General features: G+C 37.6%; 19 protein-coding genes. 8 read left to right on the top strand and 11 right to left on the bottom strand.

Features of this window, described 5'->3' with window-relative positions:
• Window positions 1-5: 5 nt before the first annotated feature.
• The 5 genes from nuoF to CDA10_RS01505 form a co-directional block, all read right to left on the bottom strand.
• Complete coding sequence (gene nuoF, locus CDA10_RS01485) at window positions 6-1,337, bottom strand: NADH-quinone oxidoreductase subunit NuoF (protein WP_089603747.1); 1,332 nt, start codon at window positions 1,335-1,337, stop codon at window positions 6-8.
• Entirely contained in the window at window positions 1,334-1,843 is a 510-nt protein-coding gene (gene nuoE / locus CDA10_RS01490; protein WP_089603748.1) for an NADH-quinone oxidoreductase subunit NuoE, read from the bottom strand. The genes nuoF and nuoE overlap by 4 nt, the downstream gene beginning before the upstream one ends.
• A 12-nt stretch (window positions 1,844-1,855) precedes the next feature.
• Complete coding sequence (gene nuoC, locus CDA10_RS01495; protein WP_089603749.1) at window positions 1,856-3,643, bottom strand: NADH-quinone oxidoreductase subunit C/D; 1,788 nt, start codon at window positions 3,641-3,643, stop codon at window positions 1,856-1,858.
• Window positions 3,644-3,729: 86 nt separating this feature from the next.
• Window positions 3,730-4,407, bottom strand: coding sequence for a NuoB/complex I 20 kDa subunit family protein (locus tag CDA10_RS01500; RefSeq protein ID WP_010115110.1), 678 nt, complete (start codon window positions 4,405-4,407; stop codon window positions 3,730-3,732).
• A 7-nt stretch (window positions 4,408-4,414) separates the two neighbouring features.
• Entirely contained in the window at window positions 4,415-4,963 is a 549-nt protein-coding gene (locus tag CDA10_RS01505; RefSeq protein ID WP_089603750.1) for an NADH-quinone oxidoreductase subunit A, read from the bottom strand.
• Window positions 4,964-5,753: 790 nt separating this feature from the next.
• On the opposite strand from CDA10_RS01505, the gene CDA10_RS01510 reads away from it, so the two are divergent.
• Window positions 5,754-6,059 (top strand): hypothetical protein, encoded by a 306-nt coding sequence (locus CDA10_RS01510; RefSeq protein ID WP_167374937.1) that lies wholly within the window; start codon window positions 5,754-5,756, stop codon window positions 6,057-6,059.
• 123 nt (window positions 6,060-6,182) lie between these two features.
• Here CDA10_RS01510 and bfmS read toward each other — a convergent pair whose 3' ends face one another.
• Entirely contained in the window at window positions 6,183-7,811 is a 1,629-nt protein-coding gene (gene bfmS, locus CDA10_RS01515) for a sensor histidine kinase BfmS (protein ID WP_089603752.1), read from the bottom strand.
• Window positions 7,812-7,856: 45 nt separating this feature from the next.
• Complete coding sequence (gene bfmR, locus CDA10_RS01520; protein WP_010115106.1) at window positions 7,857-8,573, bottom strand: response regulator transcription factor BfmR; 717 nt, start codon at window positions 8,571-8,573, stop codon at window positions 7,857-7,859.
• 557 nt (window positions 8,574-9,130) lie between these two features.
• Between bfmR and CDA10_RS01525 the strand changes: the two genes are divergently transcribed.
• From CDA10_RS01525 to CDA10_RS01535, 3 genes are all read left to right on the top strand, one after another.
• Window positions 9,131-11,998: a ribonucleoside-diphosphate reductase subunit alpha gene (locus tag CDA10_RS01525; protein ID WP_089603753.1), complete on the top strand. Its 2,868-nt coding sequence runs from the start codon at window positions 9,131-9,133 to the stop codon at window positions 11,996-11,998.
• Between the two features lie 123 nt (window positions 11,999-12,121).
• Window positions 12,122-12,253, top strand: a complete 132-nt coding sequence (locus CDA10_RS01530; RefSeq protein WP_089603754.1) for a preprotein translocase subunit YajC — start codon at window positions 12,122-12,124, stop codon at window positions 12,251-12,253.
• A 141-nt stretch (window positions 12,254-12,394) separates the two neighbouring features.
• Window positions 12,395-13,678 carry a ribonucleotide-diphosphate reductase subunit beta gene (locus tag CDA10_RS01535; protein ID WP_089603755.1) on the top strand — a complete coding sequence of 428 codons (1,284 nt, stop codon included), beginning with the start codon at window positions 12,395-12,397 and terminating at the stop codon, window positions 13,676-13,678.
• A 186-nt stretch (window positions 13,679-13,864) separates the two neighbouring features.
• On the opposite strand, the gene CDA10_RS01540 is transcribed toward CDA10_RS01535, so the two are convergent.
• The 4 genes from CDA10_RS01540 to CDA10_RS01555 are packed head-to-tail and all read right to left on the bottom strand — an operon-like array spanning window position 13,865 to window position 18,770.
• Window positions 13,865-14,821, bottom strand: coding sequence for a hypothetical protein (locus tag CDA10_RS01540; protein ID WP_157909333.1), 957 nt, complete (start codon window positions 14,819-14,821; stop codon window positions 13,865-13,867).
• Window positions 14,814-16,646 (bottom strand): ORC-CDC6 family AAA ATPase, encoded by a 1,833-nt coding sequence (locus CDA10_RS01545; RefSeq protein ID WP_089603757.1) that lies wholly within the window; start codon window positions 16,644-16,646, stop codon window positions 14,814-14,816. Before CDA10_RS01545 ends, CDA10_RS01540 begins: the two co-directional genes overlap by 8 nt.
• Window positions 16,639-17,706 (bottom strand): HD domain-containing protein, encoded by a 1,068-nt coding sequence (locus CDA10_RS01550; protein WP_089603758.1) that lies wholly within the window; start codon window positions 17,704-17,706, stop codon window positions 16,639-16,641. Before CDA10_RS01550 ends, CDA10_RS01545 begins: the two co-directional genes overlap by 8 nt.
• Window positions 17,706-18,770: a DNA cytosine methyltransferase gene (locus tag CDA10_RS01555; RefSeq protein WP_089603759.1), complete on the bottom strand. Its 1,065-nt coding sequence runs from the start codon at window positions 18,768-18,770 to the stop codon at window positions 17,706-17,708. Before CDA10_RS01555 ends, CDA10_RS01550 begins: the two co-directional genes overlap by 1 nt.
• Window positions 18,771-18,982: 212 nt before the next feature.
• On the opposite strand from CDA10_RS01555, the gene CDA10_RS01560 reads away from it, so the two are divergent.
• The 4 genes from CDA10_RS01560 to CDA10_RS01575 form a co-directional block, all read left to right on the top strand.
• Window positions 18,983-19,207, top strand: a complete 225-nt coding sequence (locus CDA10_RS01560; RefSeq protein ID WP_032030639.1) for a DNA-binding protein — start codon at window positions 18,983-18,985, stop codon at window positions 19,205-19,207.
• Window positions 19,208-19,419: 212 nt separating this feature from the next.
• Window positions 19,420-20,121: a TnsA endonuclease N-terminal domain-containing protein gene (locus CDA10_RS01565; protein WP_089603760.1), complete on the top strand. Its 702-nt coding sequence runs from the start codon at window positions 19,420-19,422 to the stop codon at window positions 20,119-20,121.
• A gap of 1 nt (window position 20,122) precedes the next feature.
• On the top strand, window positions 20,123-22,009 hold the full coding sequence (locus tag CDA10_RS01570) for a Mu transposase C-terminal domain-containing protein (protein WP_089603761.1): 1,887 nt from the start codon (window positions 20,123-20,125) through the stop codon (window positions 22,007-22,009).
• On the top strand, window positions 22,002-22,684 hold a 683-nt coding region (locus CDA10_RS01575), incomplete at its 3' end, for a TniB family NTP-binding protein (protein WP_089603762.1). The genes CDA10_RS01570 and CDA10_RS01575, both read left to right, overlap by 8 nt.

Genomic DNA, 22,684 nt, shown 5'->3' on the forward strand with positions numbered 1-22,684 from the left:
GTTCCTTAAACTTGTTCTACGTTGCTTACTTGAGCAGCAGGACGATCTGTCACTTTTGCTTCAAACTCGCTACGGAAATATTTGAGTGCGCCCATAAGTGGTTCCATCGCACCAGGTGCGTGAGCACAGAAAGTCTTACCAATCCACAATTTACGTGTGAGTTCTTGAAGATGTTGAATGTCTTCCATCTTCCCTTCACCATTTTCAATTGCTTTAAGCGCTTTGACTGCCCAAGGTAAACCATCACGGCAAGGCGTACAGAAACCGCATGACTCACGTGCAAAGAACTCTTCTAAGTTACGTGTCGCTGAAACCATACATTGAGTTTCATCCACCACCATCAGCAAACACGTACCTAAACGTGAACCTGCTTTCATGATGCTTTCCGCATCCATAGGAAGGTCGATGTGTTCAGCTGCCAAGAAGTCAGTTGATGCACCACCCGGTAACCATGCTTTAAGTTTCAAACCATCACGCATGCCGCCCGCATAGTCTTCAATCACTTCACGTGCAGTCGTACCAAACGGAAGCTCCCATAAACCTGGGAATTTCACTTTACCTGACGCGCCATAAATTTTTGTACCAGGATCTTTCGACTTACCCGCAGAAAGATTGATATACCACTCAGGGCCACGCAACATAATTGCAGGTAAGTTATTGTAGGTCTCTACGTTGTTGACAATCGTAGGACGACCCCAAGCACCCGCAACCTGTGGGAAAGGTGGTTTAGTACGCGGATTTGCACGGCGTCCTTCAAGTGAGTTAATCAATGCAGTTTCTTCACCACAAATATAACGACCTGCACCCGTGTGTACGTGTAAATCAAAGTTCCAACCTGTACCGAGGATATTGTCACCCAAGTAACCTTTGGCATGAACTTGCTCTAAAGCTTCATTTAAATATTGAGCAGCTTCGATGTATTCACCACGAATGAAGATATAACCTTGAGTTGTTTCAAGGGTATAGCCTGCAATCAACATTCCTTCGATCAATTGGTGAGGAAGCTTTTCCATCAACAAACGGTCTTTGAATGTACCTGGTTCCATTTCATCGGCATTACAGATCAAATAACGAGGACCACCATCATTTGGTGCCATCAATGACCATTTAATACCCGCTGGGAAGCCCGCACCACCACGACCTTTTACAGTCGCTGCTTTAATCACTTCCAACACATCTTTCGGTGGCATAGTGATGGCTTTTTTAAAGCCCGCATAACCTTCAAGCGCTTCATAGTCATCTGCACTACGAACATTTTCCTGCTTACTCAAACGCCAAGTGAGTGGATGAGTTTCTGGGTTACCTTCGCCATAAATTGGTTTTGGTTCAGTATTCATACATACTTCTCCAATAACTGTTGAACTGATGCCACTTCAACTAGACCATGAGTGTCTTCATCAATCATCAACGTTGGGCCTTTATCACAGTTACCTAAACAACAGATTGGCAATAAAGTAAAACGACCATCAGCGGTTGTTTGACCAAATTGAATACCCAATTCGCGTTGGAAAGCCTCTGCTAAAGTTTCCGCACCCATTAAGAAGCAAGCAATTGAATCACATAATAAAATTACATGACGGCCAACTGGTTGGCGATAAATACGGTTATAGAAAGTTGCAACACCTTCAAGATCAGCAACAGAAATTGTCAAAAGCTGAGCAATCGCATGTAGCTGTGCATCATCCACCCAACCATTACGGCGTTGTACGCACTTTAAAGCATCCAAAGATGCTGCGCGTGGGTATGGATAATGACCAATGTGATGTTCAATTTCATGGATTTCTTCAGCAGTCAAAATCCCTTCAACATTCACACGTGGCTTTTTATCAGTCAAAATCATCATTATCGTTTACCCCTAGCGATCCACGTCAGCCATAACGACGTCAATTGTCGCTAAATAAATGATCAAGTCAGATACAAGACTGCCGTTAATCACGGAAGGAATTTGCTGCAAATGTGTGAACGTTGGCGTACGAATACGAGTACGGTAACTCATCGTTGACTTATCAGAAGTCAAGTAGTAGTTAGACGCACCTTTCACAACTTCAGCCATTACAGACGCTTCGCCTGCTGGCATTACAGGACCCCATGACACGCTCAAGAAGTGCGTAATCAAAGTTTCAATATCTTGTAAAGTCTTGTCTTTTGGTGGTGGAACAGCCAAAGGATGATCTGCTTTATACGGACCAGATGGCATATTATCCAAACACTGTTTTACGATTTTTAATGACTCTTCGATTTCGCGATAGTGAACCATTACACGTGCATAAGCATCGCCTTCATACTCTAATGGCACTTCGAAATCATAGTTTTCGTAGCCACTGTATGGACGATATTTACGCACATCAAAATCGATGCCTGTTGCACGTAAACCCGTACCTGTTACACCCCAAGCCAATGCAGATTTAGCATCATATTGAGCAACATTACGAGTACGACCAACAAATACGGAGTTTTTAAGTGCCGCAGTATGATATTCCTTCAAACGTTTTGGCATCCATTCAAGAATTTCACGAATAAGTTTTTGCCAGTTATTTGGAAGATCATGCGCCGTACCACCGATACGGAACCACGCTGGATGCATACGGAAACCTGTGATCGCTTCAATTGCGTCATAGATTTTTTGACGGTCTGCAAACATATAGAACACAGGGGTCATACCACCCGCATCCTGAATCGCAGTACCGATATACAACAAGTGGTTATTGATACGGAATAATTCAGACATCATGACACGGATACATTGTGCACGGTCAGGAACAGTGATTCCCGCCATTTGCTCCACACCCATCACATAAGGCATGTTTTGCGCACAACCACCTAAGTAGTCAACACGGTCTGTATACGGAATAAAAGAATGCCAAGTTTGACGTTCAGCCATCTTTTCCACACCACGGTGGTGATAACCGATATCAGGCACACAGTCTTTTACTTCTTCGCCATCAAGCTGCAAAATTACACGGAATGCACCATGAGCAGATGGATGGTTAGGACCTAAGTTGAGGAACATGAAATCTTCATCGTCATTACCACGAGTCAGACCCCAGTCTTCAGGTACGAAACGAAGATGTTCTTGTTCAAAATCTTGTTTTGCTTTGTCTTGCATGTACGGCGTATATTCAGTCGCACGTGCAGAGTATTCTTTACGCAGTGGGTGACCTTCCCAATACGTCGGTAACAAAATACGACGAAGCATTGGATGCCCCTCGAAATTGATCCCAAACATATCGTAAGCTTCACGTTCGTACCAGTTAGCATTTGGCCAAATATTAGTCGCTGTAGGAATGTTAATATCATTCTCATTCAACGCGACTTTAATACGAATATCACTATTGCGCTCTAAAGAAAGCAAGTGATAAAAAACCGTAAAGTCAGATGCAGGTAAACCCTCACGATGCGTACGTAAACGCTCATCTACTGCTGACAAGTCAAACAGCATCACATAAGGATGTGACACTGTACGCAGGTACATTAAAACATCTTGTACACGTGCGCGCTCAACCCAGACCGTTGGAAAATCTTCAAACGTCGGTTGCACGTAAAAGTTCTCGCCAAATTTGGCTTTGAGATCTTCTACAATCGCAAATGCTGGGCGTGAATCAACAGGAGTCGATTCTGGCATAGCAATTTCAGTTTCAGCCATTGGCTTGGCTTCCTATTTAATACAAATTCTGTGAAATTTTCTGATGATCATATCCTTCAGATATGTCAAACATTCATCAGTAAAAATTACTCAATTTCGTCCATAGAACGTAAGTTTTTAACAGCAATACGTTCAGCGTTCTTACGGTCGCGTTCAGGCATCATCTTTGGCTTATACACTGGCTTAAGATCATCACCGATCACGGCAGATAATGGACGACGCTCTAATTGAATTTGGTCTTGTAATAACATTAATGCTTGGATGAGTGCTTCAGGACGAGGTGGACAGCCTGGAACGTACACGTCAACAGGAATAATCTTATCTACACCTTGTACAACTGAATAAATATCATACATACCACCAGAGTTCGCACAAGCACCCATTGAAATCACCCATTTAGGTTCCAACATTTGTTCATACAAACGCTGAATTACAGGTGCCATTTTTACAAAGCATGTTCCTGCAACGATCATTAAGTCCGCTTGACGTGGTGAAGCACGAATAACCTCGGCACCAAAACGCGATAAATCATGCACACCGGTTAAAGTCGTTGCATATTCTACGTAGCAGCATGAAGTACCAAAGTTGAAAGGCCATAATGAATTTTTACGGCCCCAGTTTACAGCTGTATGTGCCACGTCCTCTAAACGAGTCATGAACACATTTTTATTCACTTCTTCTTCAAGTGGATCAGTCACAATTTGACGATCTTGAAGTGGATATTGCTCAGCTTCTGGATTCGCACGGGTTAAGGTATATTTCATTCCCGAGTTACTCCTTATTCAGTGACATAGTCGTAGATTTAGATTTCACACGACCTGATGATTGCGCTGGGATTGTACCTGTAGGGTCAATAACCAACTCTTCAATAGAATTAAAGCGGGTAATTTCTGCAAGATTCATATTCGGTGAACCTATTTTAGGTTTAATACCTGCTGCTTTACGACGATCTGAAGGTGCCCAGTTAAGTGCGCCAGTTGAAAGCTCATAAACCAAACCAACGAGTAAAACTAAAATAAATACTGCCGCAGCTGCAAACCCAACCCAACCCACTTCGCGAACAGAAGTCGCCCATGCGTATAAGTAAAGTGCTTCCAAGTCGAACACGACAAAGAAAATTGCAACCAAATAAAATTTTGCAGATAAGCGGATACGTGCACCACCAGCACTGACCACACCTGATTCAAATTGCTCTTGCTTCGCACGTCCCCAAGATTTACCCCCAAGGAGTAAAGGAACTGTGAGCATAAAGACACATAGAAATGTAACGCCGATCACGAAGGCAATAATTGCCCAATCGTATGGAGTAATGGCACTCATGCGGGGATAACTCCTGGCAGGCCTATTATTAACAAAGAATGCATGTATTGGCCTAGCAAATACACCAAACATAAAATAAATCTGACCAATTGTACCCGATTGATGTCATCTGTTGCTAGCTAATCACTCTAAGTCTTTCGGATGATTTTTTAAGCAAAATACATAATTTAGGAGAATTTAAGCCAATACATGACGAATTCATCGTTTTATTAAATATAAAACTCTATTGTTATTATTATTTTCGAATCACAAATACAGAATATGAATTAAAAATGACAAATCAGCAGCTTACTTGTATTTCAGCGGATTAGGATGATACTTTTGAGCTAATCCCTCTCAAATAAGCCTCATTTTTCACATTGACTTAAGAATTTCAAACATAAAATATTTTGTTACAGTCTATAGCAAAAAATAATCTTCACCCCATCACTTAAACAAATAAATTATCAAATAATAATAAAGTTATAAAATTAATATATGGATTGTGTTCCATTTAAAGCTATTTTATCAAAATTAATCTTTAGACTCTAAAATTCTGCTACCCAAAACAAAGAAGATAAAATGAATAATGCCTACTTTTAACCTACCTCATTGAGAATAGATCCATGTTTAATGATGCAAAAATTTCAATTTAACAACATGGATTAATTAACTTTATACAACACTCCATCATTTTCATGTGTATGCTAAGAACCAATAACTTGAAATCAATAATTTTAAACCTATAACTTAGGAGCTGAACAACGTGGAATTCTCAAGTAAACCCAATTATTTTCTGTTTGCTCAATTAATGGTTCGTCATATTGAAAACTATGTCAAAAAGCATCCTGATGCTCAAAACGCAATTTTTGATTTAAGAGATATTTACGAACTTTTTCGCCAAGATTTAGCGGCAACAACCACAAATTTAGAAGGTATTCTCAATATTGCAGATGAATATCGCATCGACACAATCAATGGTGATCAAAAAATTATCAGCAGTTTTAAAATTGATGCTGAGCAAAATAGCTTATTGATAGATTTTAATGCAGATGCATTGGAAGCATTAAAAGAAGGCAAACCTTTTATCGCACCAGATGCAACGCTTTTGGAATAATCAGCCCGATATTAAATTAACAATCTATTAAAAAAGCGCCAAATCTCTTCGGCGCTTTTTATTTATTTTGAATTTACAAGCTTCGTCAATTCAAACACTACTTGAATGATTTTGGATTCACGATCAAACTTTTTTCTTTTTAAAGCGATTGACTGGCCATGACATGGTGAATCTTGCACCACCTAATTCTGGACTTTGATCCACCTGAATCGTGCCACCAAACCAATAGGCTATTCGGCTTACAATTGATAAGCCTAAACCATAACCACCCGAAGCACGTGTACGACTGTCATCCAAACGTGCAAAGGCCTCAAAAACACGCTTTCTATCTTCTTCGGGAATTCCCGGCCCATCATCTTCAACACAGACATATGCCATATTTTTTTGATGGTCAATACCGCCACTGATATTGACTCGATTGTCACAATAACGCACTGCATTACCTACTAAATTTTGCACCACACGATGCAAATAGCGACGTTCTGCATCCACAACAACTTCTTGAGCAAGTGGATTTAAATGAATCATTTTTTGGGTTTTTAATGCTTCAGTTTCAGTTGCAACTTGCTGTAAAACATCAACTAGCGCAATTTTTTCAAAATCCAAAGATGGCGTGCCCTGTTCTAGCTTCGCATAGGTCATGATTTCATCAATAAGTGTATTTAATGCTTCAATATCTTTATCAATCATTTCAACTTGTTGTAGGCGATACTCATAATCTTCTTCATCAGCGAGCATTTCCATACCAAAGCGTATTCGTGCAACAGGAGTACGCAACTCATGTGACACAGCTCGCATCAACTCACGTTGAGCTTCAATCAAACGCTGTATATGGTCAGACATGCTGTTATAACTAGTTGCCAAGCTTGCCATTTCATCATGACCTTCAACAGGAACACGTTGCGACATATCACCTGTTTTCATAATGTCTAAGGCTTCATTGACCTGTTTCAACTTACGTTGCATCGGCACAATCAAACCATAAACACCTAAACATAATAAGAACATGCTCAGCAATGTAATACCTGCTGCAAGTTTAACAGGCATCCAATTAAACATCGGCACTGGCCCCATCACCAATACATCAGTAGGTGAGTTAGGCAAAGGAGAAACAATAGAGATGGTTGTACCACGTGCTGTAGCACTATCTCGCCATAGAATCACACTTTGATCTGAACGTAATCGCCCGATTTGCTCAGAATCCAGATTCAGCTGAGAAATTTTTTCTACACCAACATCATAGTAAAAATGCTGTTGAATTTTTTTAAGATATTCTCGTTCTTGCCCAGGGTAGTAAACCAAATAATCCAAAATAAAGACAGGTAAGGCCTTCATTTGACGTTCACCAATTTGATCTACTTTGATATACAAATAGTGTTTAGGATCATTGCGAATCCCAATCACCAAATAAGCAACCCCGAGTTCAGCATCGTAACGTACAACAGCTTTTTGGCTTTCTATGCGTTTTTCTTCAGTGCGCGACAAATCGACTTTTTGCGCATCCAAATAATAAATGGGCAATTCCAATAAATCAGACGCATCGGAAATCCAATCCAATCGCTGCTGTTCAGTTTGCTGACGTGCCACACCTTCACTAATGACAAACGAAATACCATCTGTCAATGATTCACGATATTCTTGCGCACGTTGATAGTTGATGATTTGCACCAACAAATAACCAAATAACGCAACTAAAACCACAAGAATAACAAGTCCTGCGTAGATACGCAGGAATATGCTGTGTTTTGACACCGAAGTTGTCCTTAAAAGGAATGGCACAGGAAGGGTTTAAATCGCTTAAAGACCGTTGGTTTCTTTAACAAAAAGATAACCTTTGCTTCGTACTGTTTTGATACGTTTTGGATTTTCAGGATCATCACCAATTTTTGGACGAATACGTGAAATACGCACATCGATTGAACGGTCTTGACCATCGTATTCAATACCACGTAGACGCTCAAAAATATCTTCACGAGAAAGGATACGCCCTGCATTTGAAGCCAATAACCATAACAAATCATATTCAGCGCTAGTGAAGTCTACCAATTCACCATTCAATGTCACTGAACGTCCACCATTGTCAATCACGAGATCATCAAATTCGATACGCTGTGCCACTTCGTCTTCAGGTGCTTTGTCTGTACGACGTAATAAAGCACGAATACGTGCCAGTAAAACACGAGGTTGTACAGGTTTAGCGACATAGTCATCTGCACCCATTTCCAAACCAAGCACTTGATCCATATCTTCGGTACGTGCTGTGAGCATTAGAATCGGTTGATGATAATGTGGACGTACTTCACGGCAAACCGTTAAGCCATCCGCACCCGGTAACATGACATCAAGTACAACCAAATCAGGCTGTTCAGCAATAATTCGGCGGATAGCACGATTACCATCGGGTTCTACCCCAACTTCTAATCCATTGCGAATTAAATATTCTTGAGTCAAGCGAGCCAGACGCTCATCATCTTCAACGATTAGAATTTTAGGTAACTTTTCTTCTTGGCTCATCTATTTGCCCCTGTATTTAATTTCGGTATCTGCGTACAAATCTCGCAGATTCAACACACTATGTTTTGCAATATACACACGTTTACAATGTAAACAAGACCTCATTCACCAAACTGATACATGAGTGCATCAATTTGTTATATTTTTATTAATTATTGAATTATGAGCATTTTCCTTCCATAAACCGTCATACTTCCGCAATTCTCGTTTACATGCTTTAACCAGATAGTTTTTTAAACAAAATATTTCATTGTTCATATTATGTCTAAACAGTTTATCGCTTTTTGACTTATCCACACACTTATCTATAAGCACTCTTTGCAGACTTTGTTATGCTATGCCCTTGTCAAATAAGGCATATAACAAAAACGGTTCTTTTAGGAAGAAAGAAGCAAATAAAAATTTACTGTTTAGGGATAAAACATTCTTAAAATGTCAATATTGATCTACCTTAAAAATTACCGTATCTTGTGTTCTAAATTAAATTAAACCACTAAGTATTGTGTTTAGTCCTCAAATATCGTGACAACATTTTTTGTGTAATCAGTCCGATTCAAATGGTCCATAAACATAACAATGATGACAATGGAGCTACGCTGACAATGAACGCCATTACAACCCCAGGTCAACTGCAAGTGATTAAACGCACTGGTGACGTTGCCGCTTTTGATGCAGAAAAAATCTCTGTAGCAATTGGCAAAGCTTTTTTAGCTGTTGAAGGCCAACAAAGTGCTGACTCAAGCCGAATTCATGACCGTATTACACAATTAACAGAAATGGTTATGAATACTTTTAATCGCCGTTTACCTTCTGGTGGCACAATTCACATTGAAGAAATTCAAGACCAAGTTGAATTGGCGCTTATGCGTACTGGCGAACAAAAAGTTGCACGTGCTTATGTGATCTATCGTGAACAACGTTCTGAAGCACGTAAACAAACGGGTGCTCATCATCATCCGACCCTACAAATCTTAGATACGAATGGTCAGCTTCAACCTCTAGATTTAGGTAAACTTCAAGCCACGATTGAAAAAGCAAGTGAAGGCTTAGAAGGGATTGATGTTCAAGCCATTGTCGATGAAACAGTTAAAAACTTATATAACGGTGTAAAACAGTCAGACATCTCAACCACGATGATGATGGCGACTCGTACCCGTATTGAACAAGAACCTAATTATACTTATGTGACTGCACGTTTACTGCGTGACGACTTGGTTGCAACAGGTCTTAAATTCTTAGGTTTAGCGACAGATACGATAGAAGGCGATGCACTCGAAACTTATTTGAAAAAAGGGATCGAGCTCGAACTTTTATCTCCAGAACTTTTAAACTTTGACCTTGCTAAATTGGCTGCTGCGATCAAACCTGAACGCTCAAACCAGTTTACGTATTTAGGTCTACAAACTTTATTTGATCGTTATTTTATCCATTCAAATGATGTGCGTTTCGAACTACCGCAATTATTCTTCATGCGTGTGTCGATGGGTCTGACGTTAAATGAAGAAAATCGTGAAGACCGCGCAATTGAATTCTATGACTTATTGTCTAGCTTCGATTATATGGCGTCTACACCGACATTATTTAACTCAGGAACACTACGTCCACAGTTATCTAGCTGTTATTTAACGACAATCCAAGATGATCTTTATGACATCTATGGTGCGATGCGTGACAATGCCCTACTTTCTAAATGGGCGGGTGGTTTAGGAAATGACTGGACACCAGTTCGTGCATTGAATTCATATATCAAAGGAACCAATGGTAAATCACAAGGTGTTGTACCGTTCCTTAAAGTTGCCAATGACACAGCTGTTGCAGTAAACCAAGGTGGTAAACGTAAAGGTGCAGTATGTGCATACCTTGAAACTTGGCACTTAGACATTGAAGAATTCCTAGAGCTTCGTAAAAACACAGGTGATGACCGTCGTCGTACCCATGACATGAATACAGCAAACTGGGTTCCAGACTTATTCATGCAACGTGTGATTGAAGATGCTGAATGGACATTGTTCACACCATCTGAAACACCTGACCTACATGATTTGACTGGTGTTGAATTCGCTGAACGCTATGCGTACTACGAAGGCATTGCCAAAGAAAGCAACATGCTTCATAAGAAAATTCGTGCGAAAGACTTATGGCGTAAGATGCTGTCTATGCTGTTCGAAACAGGTCATCCATGGATCACATTTAAAGATGTATGTAACTTACGTTCACCACAACAACACGTAGGTGTCGTACATTCATCAAACTTATGTACTGAAATCACTTTAAATACCAATAAAGATGAAATTGCAGTATGTAACTTAGGTTCAATTAACCTTGTTCAACACGTTCAAGGCGGTCAATTAGACCGTGAAAAATTGGCTCGTACAGTGAAGACTGCTGTTCGTATGCTCGATAACGTGATTGACATCAACTACTATGCTGTTGAACAAGCGCGTAATTCAAACTTAAAACACCGCCCAGTGGGTATGGGTATCATGGGCTTCCAAGATGCTTTATATGAATTGGGTATGGGTTATGGTTCAGATGAAGCTGTAGACTTTGCTGATGAATCTATGGAAGTGATTAGCTACTTTGCGATCCAAACTTCGAGCGATTTAGCTGTTGAACGTGGTGTTTATTCAACATTTAAAGGCTCATTGTGGGATCAAGGGATTCTACCAATCGACTCTTTAGACATCGTCGCGAAATCTCGTCCTGAACGTATGTTTGAAGTTGATCGTACACAACGTTTGGATTGGGACACATTACGTACCAAAGTTCAAAAAGATGGTATGCGTAACTCAAATGTGATGGCGATTGCACCAACTGCGACTATTTCTAATATTTGTGGCGTTTCTCAGTCAATTGAACCAACTTTCCAAAACCTTTATGTAAAATCTAACCTTTCAGGTGAATTTACAGTGATCAACCCGTACTTAGTACGTGCGTTAAAAGATCGTGGTCTTTGGGACTCTGTAATGGTCAATGACTTGAAACACTTTGAAGGTTCAGTACAGAAAATTGCCCGTATTCCTGAAGAGTTAAAAGCAATTTTTGCAACTGCATTTGAAGTCGATACACGTTGGATCGTAGATGCTGCGTCTCGTCGTCAAAAATGGATTGATCAAGCTCAGTCTCTTAACCTTTACATCTCTGGTGCAAATGGTAAGAAGTTGGACATCACTTATAAAATGGCATGGTTACGTGGTCTTAAAACCACTTATTACCTCCGTGCATTAGGTGCAACATCTGCTGAGAAATCAACCATTAACACAGGTGCATTAAACGCTGTTAAACCAACAACGATTACAGCTCCTGTTATAGCTGCTCCAGAAGTTAAAGCTGAAGTTGCTGTTGAGGAAGATGGTTTCGGTCAAGCAGCACCTGTACCTATGGCATGCTCAATCGACAATCCTGATTGTGAAGCTTGCCAGTAATTTTTAATTGACCTCCCCTAACCCCTCCTAAAAGGAGGGGGATTTATCAAGATATTCATTAAATGATAAGTTCCCTCTCCTCTAAGGAGAGGGTTAGGGAGAGGTTTTCAAAGAGGCTAAGAAATGTTCCATTTAAGTCATAACTACGAGTTAGGCGTAATCGCACTGATCTTAGCCTTTTTAATTTTTTACGTACCTGCGGTCTATGCGTTCTTTGCAATCCGTAAACAGCAAAAGCGTAATCAAAATAAGTAGTGTAGATATCTGTTCTTTCGCATAAGAACAGTTCAACTATCGGCAAAACTTAATTTTGCTTACACAGAATAAGCGTATAGTAGTGACATCTTCGTTTAAGAGATGTCGAACACAGATATAAACAACGAAGAGAGAACAACGATGTCTATCCTTAGTTGGGACGATTTTGAAGATGATGAACCGAAACAAGCTGCACAAGCTCACCAGCCTGCGCCCGTCGAACAGAAAAAAACGACTGATTCGCAGATGGTATCTGATGCAAAGCAGCCATCGCAGACTTTGGCAGCTGCACAACCCGCTCGAACCAGTACAAGTCGAGCAACAAATCCAACCGATTCGTTGGCAAGAGCATCTCACGCCTTAGAAAGCTTAGATGTTGCACCGGGTTTAGAAGAGCTTGAAATGGGTGCGCAACGTGTACAAGTTGATGATAAAGCCATGATCAACTGTCGCGCTGACTTAAACCAACTTGTGCCTTTCAAATACGAATGGGCTTGGCAAAAATATCTAGATGGTTGTGCAAACCACTGGATGCCACAAGAAGTCAACATGAACCATGACATCGCGCTTTGGAAGTCTGAAAATGGCTTAACTGAAGATGAGCGTACTATTGTTATGCGTTCTTTAGGTTTCTTCTCAACTGCTGACTCATTGGTAGCCAATAACTTAGTACTGGCGATTTACCGTCATATTACTAACCCTGAATGCCGCCAATACATTTTGCGTCAAGCATTTGAAGAGGCGATTCATACACATGCTTACCAATACTGCATCGAATCTTTAGGTATGGATGAAGGCGAAGTCTTCAATATGTATCGTGAGGTTCCTTCAGTTGCGCGTAAAGCGGCTTGGGGTTTGAAATATACTCAGTCTTTGTGTGATCCTACTTTCCAAACAGGTACACCTGAAAACGATCAAATCTTGCTTCGTAACTTGATTGCTTTCTATTGCGTACTTGAAGGGATCTTCTTTTACTGTGGTTTCAGCCAAATCTTGTCTATGGGTCGCCGTAATAAAATGAATGGTGTTGCTGAGCAATTCCAATACATTTTACGTGATGAATCGATGCATTTGAACTTTGGTATCGATATGATTAACCAAATCAAGATTGAAAACCCAAGCTTGTGGACTGCTGAATTCCAAGAAGAAATCATTCAAATGATTCTTGAAGGAACAATGCTTGAGATCGAATATGCTCGTGACACTATGCCACGTGGTGTATTGGGTATGAATGCTGCGATGATGGAAGAATATTTGAAATTCATCTGTAACCGTCGTTTAGCTCAGTTAGGTTTACCTGAGCAGTTTGCTGGTGTGAACAATCCATTCCAGTGGATGTCTGAAATGATGGACTTACGTAAAGAGAAGAATTTCTTCGAAACACGTGTAACAGACTATCAAACTGGCGGCGCTTTAAGCTGGTAATAAACGTGCGTCACCGTCACGCGACACATAAGTTGACATTTACGACACATGTAACGACATTACGCGACACATGTAATGACACTGAAATAAAAAATCCGACTTAATGTCGGATTTTTTATTTCACTTTAAGTTATATTTTTTAAGAAATATCAAATAAGGTATACAATTATCTCATTATAAAAAATATTACTTAAATTTTAAAATAGAAACAAAGTTATTAGTTTCCACATAATTATCGTAATTATACTCCTCTGCCTCAGCATAACAAATTTGTATATCCTGATTATCTAAACCAGCAAACGCAACTCCTAAAGTTGATATTTTATTATTCAAAGGCGCTACAATAAAATTATATTCATCCTTATCACTTAAACCCTCTATATAATTCAATAGTTGATTTTTAACCAAATAAGGATCTAAACAAGAAAAATCTAGATGATCTATATCATCAATATCCAAACCCGATGAAAATATTAAGTTCTCAATTTCCAATTTGGTACTATTATTAATATCAAATAGATCATTAGAAATAGATTGATCTTTTTTTCCAATTCCTAGAGTAATTTTAGCTGGTTCATAAGAATTAATAACTCGCTCAGCTCTTTCCAACTCAAAACCCAGCAATACAACTAAATGCAATTTCCTTGAAGGATACATCAACCCAGAGAATCCTAGTATTGATCTAATTTCATTCACACCTTTACTAAGCCAACTTCCATATTGACTAGCCTGAGTGTATAAAAATGTTGTATTCTTCAATAAGTTTAATTCATTTAATAAACCAACTAATACAACTAAAATCTCATGAGATAATGATGTGATATCAAAAAATATGCATTTAGCAGATAAAAGCTCTATTTTCTTTAGAGCATCAGATAGCTCATCAACTAATCCCATAACAGTTTTGCTACTATCACCAACAACAAGAGCACGATCTCCAGCTAAACTTAAAAATTCAACTTCATGTTCTATATTTTTAGATCTAGAATGCAAGTTTTGAATACCAATAATTTTATGAAATTTGGAAGCTTGAATATTTTTTAAAACTGTCAAACAACGTTTATCAAAACCAATACCTTGAATAAAGATACCTTGATTAATAATTAGCTTTGTTTGTAATTCACTTAAGAGCACTTTATTCAAGATTATCACCTTCAAAAAAAGAAATTTGACCATTTTCTTCCAGCGCATCTACACCTTTTTTCCTAAGTTGCGATGTATATGCCTTAGGATTAATACATAGTTCAAGTAATTTACTTGCAGATAATGACTTATCTCCTGAAAAGCCGATGGGATCTAGAGTAAATGCTGCTGCTAGTCTTCTAGTGAGTACATATTTAATTTCACTACCTAGACCATCTCTAGAACCTCTTACATCTGTATAAAAATATCCATGCTCTACACCTAACTGTAAAATAGGTTTTAATAGAGTTGAGTCACCACTAATCGTAAAAGAGAATAATCTGCGTTGTGAAGCATTCTCGTCTAGAATATGGGTTTTAAAGATTTCACCCAGCCCCCAAATTAAATTCTGAAGTTTTTTGACTTTAATTAAATGATCTTCACTATCGGTCAAAGATTGATTGTCACTCGCTATCTCATCAATACTATCAAAAGCTAACTTCTTAGCTTCCTTTCTAATTATTTCATCTTGAATAGACGGTTCAATATGATTTATTAAATCATATTGAATACCATTTTTTTCCGATTGTTCTGCAAACATGTAGGCAGCAGGCTCTAAAAAGTATCTTATAATACCTGACGATATATGCACCAATTGTTCAAATCCAGAATAGCTATATCGATGTCCTTGTTTTGAAATACCAGACATCTTCCTAATATATTCTGGTCGAGCATACCTGTAAGCATCGTCATTTGCTCGATAACCTCGCCCATCTACAGCCCATTTTGTTTTTAATTGTTCTCCAATTTCTTTAATAGCTTTTTCTTGCTTTTCATCAACAGGAAAAAACTCTTCAGCAGTTATATTTTCCAACCCATAAAGGTTTAATCTTTTTTCAACAACTTTTTTTATTAACTCTGGATAACGAACTTTCTTTGAACCAGTAAGTATGGAAGTAAACTGAATCTTTGAGAAATCATGAGGGGACTGAATAGAAATTCCAGATACAGTCTTAAAAGTTTTATAATTTAATTGAGTAGATATTTTTAAAGAAATATAGTCTGTTGATCTATAAGAAACCCATGTATTTAAAATTTCTGTTTGTTGCAGTGTTAAGTTATCAGCATCATCTATCAAAAAGTAAATTTTTTCATTAGGCAATATATTATAAGTTCTTAATACCTTGATCAAGGGGAGTAAAGTATCTTGAAAGCCAAACAATACCCCTGTATATGGAACATCATTATTTACAAAAGCTCTCCTTTTTATATATTGCATAGTACTTGCATAAATCAAATTTAAAATACTAATTGCTTTATTATAAATATCATCTACAGATAAATTTGCATCAATATTAATATCACCATCCCACCCAGACATAAGTAATATTTTGCAAAAATCATTAGAAATAAAATCAATCAAATCATCTTTATTATTATCTATTTCAATTTTTTTAGTAGTAAAGTTTTTTAAACTTAAAAATAATTCTGAAATAAAAATCAAACTAAGTAAATGTTCAGATATAACTATCCCACCTAATTCGTTCTCAATTCTCACATATTCTGGGTTATTTATATTTGTTTTTTTAATAGAAATATAAACTGAGAAATAAGGGATATTATCCATACCATGATGTACAATTTCTTGGCAATCGGGGCACATCATACGCAACATCATGCTCTTTCCACTCCCCCTATGACCATCTAAAAATTGATGACCACTATTTTGTAAATTTTCAAACTCAGGATAAGGAACAAATAATTTAACAATTTCTGCTGCTGATAAATTTTCTGGAGTAGAAACGGAAAATGGATTTTTCTCTATTTCTGATATTTTTTTATTCATGTTTATTCATCAACTCCTGAGAAATCAAATGGCCATTAAATTTTTCTCGATACGAATGTAATATTGTATCTTCACCAGGATAACCTTGCTCTGTTAGTTCAATAGGATTTAAAGACTTAACAACATCATGATCCTCATCAACTATCTCAATTTTTGCTCTAATACCTTCAACATACACAACATCCTTCATAAAACGATTACAATATGTTCTTTCTCTATTCATTTTTTCTAATCTATCGAAAATTACATCTAATAAATACACTGGTGTTATTACTTCCTGTTTACAACAGCTTCCATCATCATTTCTTACTTCTTGATATCTATAAGAATTTAAAGTTTCCTTAGCTAATTTCTGAGGAATCATAAACTCAAGATTTATCCATTTTCCATCAAAGCTATTTCCAGTAATAGCTCCAGCATAAGCATGGTAAATCTTACTTTGATCTGGAACGGTATTTAAATCTGTAGCTCGACTGTTATTTTCACAAACTTCATCTGCAAAACGGACTAATGCAGCAAGTAGACGCGGTCTAATAGTAATGCTACCTATAGAGTTCTTTTCATCTAAAGCCCCTATAGTATCTTTATCACCCAATGTGGTTTTACCACCATGTGCTTGAGCGATTCCTGCAATTTTTTTCTTCTCGGCAACATCAATCCCACCAGCATTACAAGTTTTAAGGATATAGAAACATTTTTTCTCATGTTCTTCCCTTCCCAAAATATTACCTACATCATGTACTCTTATTGCAACTAATAACACATATATTTCATAAGGCTGTAATTTAATACCATCTAGGTTACTACCTATTGATAAAAGTTCTCCAGCATATCGAACGACTTCATCAAAGTGTTCAGAATTATGTGCTGTATAGAAACTATGATCAGGTGAGTTGGCAGATAAACCAGCATCGATTTTTGGGTAAAAATTTAATTTTAATTGGTTAACAAGTTCATTATATTGAGTAAAGTAATTTCCTGGTATGCGGGGAAAACCCTCATTGCAACTGGTTGCTTTCTGTTGCAACAGCTTTTCTAAAGGTAATAGCAAATTTGTCATTATTTATACTCAGATTTCATTACTTGTTCAAAGATTACTTTTGCCAATAAGGGGGGTACCGCATTCCCCACCTGTTGCTGTTGGGAACCAATAGTTCCACTAAATATAAAGCTATCTGGAAATGACTGTAATCTTGCTGCTTCTCTAACAGACAGTCCCCTATCAAGCCAAGGATGAATTAACATATTTTTTCTAAAATTCCCAATTACAACAGATGGTTCTGAATCTTTCAGCCTTCTATAAATACCAGTATGGCATCTAGAAACATCTTTATAATTACCCATTAGCTTTCTAGGAATATTTTCCCAATTTCCACCTTGAGGAATAAATCTATAACGCTCAATTATGTGGGATGCATTTCTAGTTACTAAATTATTAAAGCAAGTTTCATTATTTCCTCTCATTTTTTTTGCATAAGATGAAATAGGTAAAGCTGAATATTGTTGTTCACAAACAGTATTTCCATTAGATACTATTGGCAAATCGGACAATGCCTCTGCAACCGTTATTATCTGTGATTGGGGTTCGGGAATTTGTATTTCCTTTTTCTGCAAAGATGCAATTAAAAAAAGTCGATTCCTTATCTGAGGAACTCCAAAATTTGCAGAGTTAAGTACGAAATGTTGAACTCCATAACCTAACTGCTCGAAACCTTGAACAATAGAATTAAAAAAAAGTCCCTTTTCTGTTTCTAAAATACCTTTTACATTTTCAAATATGACCCACTCAGGTTTTAAAGCTTTTACTAACCGTAAATATTCTAAAAATAGCCAATTCTTACTATTACTACTATTTCTATTTCTTTGATTAGATGTTGAAAAACCTTGACATGGGGGCCCACCAAAAATGATTAAAGGCTCAGTTCTTATCATCAAGTCCGAAAAATATTTATGATCTACATCCCCTATATCTGCTCTTAAAACATCAACTTCCGGATGATTATTTTTAAATGTTGTAGCTGTCTCTAGGTCAATCTCTACAGCATATTTGACATTCACACCACACTGCATGGCACCTAGTGACATTCCACCAGCACCTGAAAATAGGTCAAGGCCAATCATCATATAAATAAAGTAAACTAAATAGGATGAATTTTATCATGTAAAATTCTTAAAATATATAAAGGCTTACTATTATTTCAGTCTACACAGACATTCAATAGAATACATAAAATATTGAAAAAACAATGAGTTAAAAACAAATCAAACTTGATACCCTCTCTCAACTTGTATATAAATAAACCTATATAGACATATTTCTATGTAAGGCATTTTTTATGAGAACACCTGATGAAGTCAAAGAAACTTTACAAATCAGAGGATTATCAATTGCTGAATGGGCTAGAGAGAATGGTTTCTCTCCAAAGCAGGTATACCAAGTTCTAAATGCTAAGCATAAACCTACCCGTGGCAAAAGCCATCAGATTGCGGTCAAACTTGGTTTAAAAGATGGGATTATAGAACCCGATTTTACTTTCGAAAAAATTAAGGAGACGCTGTAACAAGAATTTCATAAAGCACAAATAAAAACGGACCCCGTAGGGTCCTTGGCTCTACACGATAAGATCATATAGAGATGTGGTAATCCAAGTATCTTCCGTGTAGAGCCATTCGTCAAGAGTTGCACTGGCATTTTGTTTTTACAGAACGAATTTTATCGTCCCTAAAAAACAAAAAAGTGCACATCGAATGAAGCATATATGGAAGATATATCATGAATATTTTTACAAATAATGCATGGGACAATTTCCCAGACTCATTACATCAGCAGATTGTTGATGCGTTCAATAAAAAACCTGATCTTGATGGCGTCTTGCATGGTCAACGACATATTAGTCAAGGCAGTGTAGGAAAAAGAACAGGACTATTTTCTAGTTATAAGAATAACGGAATGATTCCTTATGAAAGCCAACTGGAATTAGCACATGCAATACAACTTGAGCGAAATCCATCTGTTAAATACTATCGTACCCAAGCCTTAAAAATTCCAATAAGCCAAGATCAATTTCTTTATCCAGACTTTCTCATCAAATATACAGATGAAGAGATTGCTTTCCATGAAGTTAAACATTCAAAAAGGTTTCTAGATCAGAAAGATATCGAACGTTATCAATGTTTGAAAACACTCTTAGCTCCAAACGGCATTAATTTTGAAATTGTCGATCGTCATGAATTGTATTCTGACGCGGAAGTAAAAGTCTTACTGCATTACAATCGGCGAAGTCATGCAAGAAGCTGGTCTAGTTTTGAAATTCAATTTGCTCTATCCCTGCTGACACCTGGTACATCGCTGATTAAAAACCAATTGATGAGCATATTAAAAAACAATGGCTTGCCCTTGGAGTTGGGGGAATTTCTCATCTTTCATAAATATATAAAGCTTAATACGCCAAATAATAAACAAGGAGGAATCTAAGATGACTCTTCCTGATTTTATTCCTCAAGTGGGTCTACGTTTTTCTTTTAAAGATACAAATTTTGAAGTGACCTATGTACACAACAATGTAGTTCGTTTTTCCGCAGTGAATGGTGGAAAAATAAGTAATATCCCGATTAATAGCTTTTCTGAAAGATATAAAACTGGAGAGATTCAATGTACCTCTGCTCCCCATAAGCTCTTACTCAATGATCAATTACTTGATAAGACTAGACGAGCTGAAAACTATATAAAAGTGATTATTACCACGTTAGATGACTACTTTTCTCATAAAAAAATTGGAGCTGTAATTCCTGAAATTGCTAAAAAGATAGATGACCCTTTCCCTCCTAGTACATCAACAGTAGTACGTTGGGTTCGCAGATATCTAGAAAATGACCATAATTTACTTAATCTTTATAAAGAAAGACCTGGCAATAAATACTTCAGATTTACAGCACAAATGGAGCAAATTATCTTCAGTGCTATAGATGAAGTCATCAATGATGAAACTCTTGCGCTAACAGTACAAAATATTGAGGTAAGTATCAATCAAAAAATGTTAGAGCAAGACATGAAGGAGGAACCACCATCCACTAGAACAATCCAACGTAAGCTCAAACTATATGATCCATATATACTTATTAAAGGAAACGAGGGAGCTCATACAGCTAGACAACTTCTTAAAGCAGCAGGACGAAAGACAAAAAGCCCATTTATCCTATCGCTTGTTGAAATTGATACTCATATTCTAGACATTATTATTATTGATTCGACAACGAAACTTCCCCTTGGACGTCCTTATCTAAGTTGTGCGATTGATGTGCATACCCGAGCTATTGTTGGCTATTACATTTGTATGCTTCCTCCAAGTGCGACAACCACCTTAGCTCTATTAAAAAATATGCTTTTACGGCCATCTCAGAATTTACCTGGGGGCATTCCTTCCTTAATTGTTCCAGATAATGGAGTCGAGTTTAAAAATTCTGCACTAAGCCATATCTGTAATCATTTGAAAATTACAATTCAACCAGCTCAAAACAGGAACCCAGATAATAAAGCCCATATTGAGCGTTTTTTTGGTACGCTTACTTTTGGCATAATTCAACAACTACCAGGTACAACATATTCAAATCCTAAAGCTCGGGGAGACTATGACTCAAAAAAACATGCAAGTGTTACCCTAGAAAATTTGAAATCATATGTTGATGAATGGATTCATAATATATATCACTGCTCAATCCACTCAATGACGGGACGAGCACCAATGCTATTTTGGGAAGATGCTTCTCAGAGTTGTCCACCATTAACCATATCAACTGATGAAGTAGATATTATTGCCCGTCGCCCAATCAGCAGAAAAATTCACAAAGGACAAGTCAAATTTGAATATTTGACCTACTTTTCGCATGCGTTAGCAACCCTTGAAGCAAATGGCTTAACTGACGTTACTGTGATGATTGATGAGCTCAATTTAGAGCACGTATATGTCAAACACTCATCAATTGATGAAGTAATACGAGCAGACTCAACAGAGCCTGATTACACCAAGAATCTCTCTCTGCAAGAACATCTTGAAATTCGCAAGGAACTTAAACTGATATCTCAAGCAGATAAGCAAAGATTAGGAAAGCATCACGTATGGTACGCTCGATGGAAGTTATACGAACGTATTCAAAAAGATGCCTGCTCTAAAAACAAGAAGTTAAAGCAGTTGAAACTAGAGCTTCCTGAAACACTTAAGAATCTCTTAGAGCAAGATATGCGTACAGTGTCTCAACCAATAGACCCATCAGCTTCAACATTTATCTCCTCTTCTGAAATGGATCTTCTGAATCAATCAAACCTTGATGATGATTTTGGAACATTGGAGTTTGATGATGAATAGGTTAGATGCACTTGAGTTGAGTAAGAAGCTTAATAACATGGTTATTACGTCGTCAGAGTTTACCAAAGCTTATGACGGTATTACGTCTTGTGCAGAACAGACGAAAGCTTATCAGAAACCTATTGGCAGCTTACTTATTGCAGAAGGTGGGCTTGGCAAAACGACACTTTCACAAGCAATCCTGAAAAAGAATCCTTGTTATGAAAAACAAGAAGATGGCTACACCAAAAGAGTAGTCCCTGTGTTCTATATACAAATCCCATCGCCAGCAACAGTTAAATCTGTTGCTGGCATGATGCTAAAAGCCTTGAATGATCCAGCACCTCTTTCTGGAACAACAGCACAGATGACAGAACGTTTGTGCTATCTCTTAAAGCTCTGTGAAACGGAACTGATCCTTATGGATGAATTCCATCATTTATTTGATATGCAAAAGGTATCGAGGAAGATGAATATTGATGTCTGTAATTGGATCAAAACAGTGACAGACTCAACCAACATAAGTTCCTGCTTAATTGGCTTGCCTGAATTTGCACCTTTATTGCAAATAGATAGCCAGCTTGCACGACGCTTTCCACTAACATTCAAGTTATCTCGGTTAAATATCGGTTCAACTCAATTACCAGGAACCCTTTACGGGTTCCTATCACTGTGCGAGAGTAATAAAGAATCATA

The sequence above is a fragment of the Acinetobacter piscicola genome (assembly GCF_002233755.1).
Taxonomy (GTDB): domain Bacteria; phylum Pseudomonadota; class Gammaproteobacteria; order Pseudomonadales; family Moraxellaceae; genus Acinetobacter; species Acinetobacter piscicola.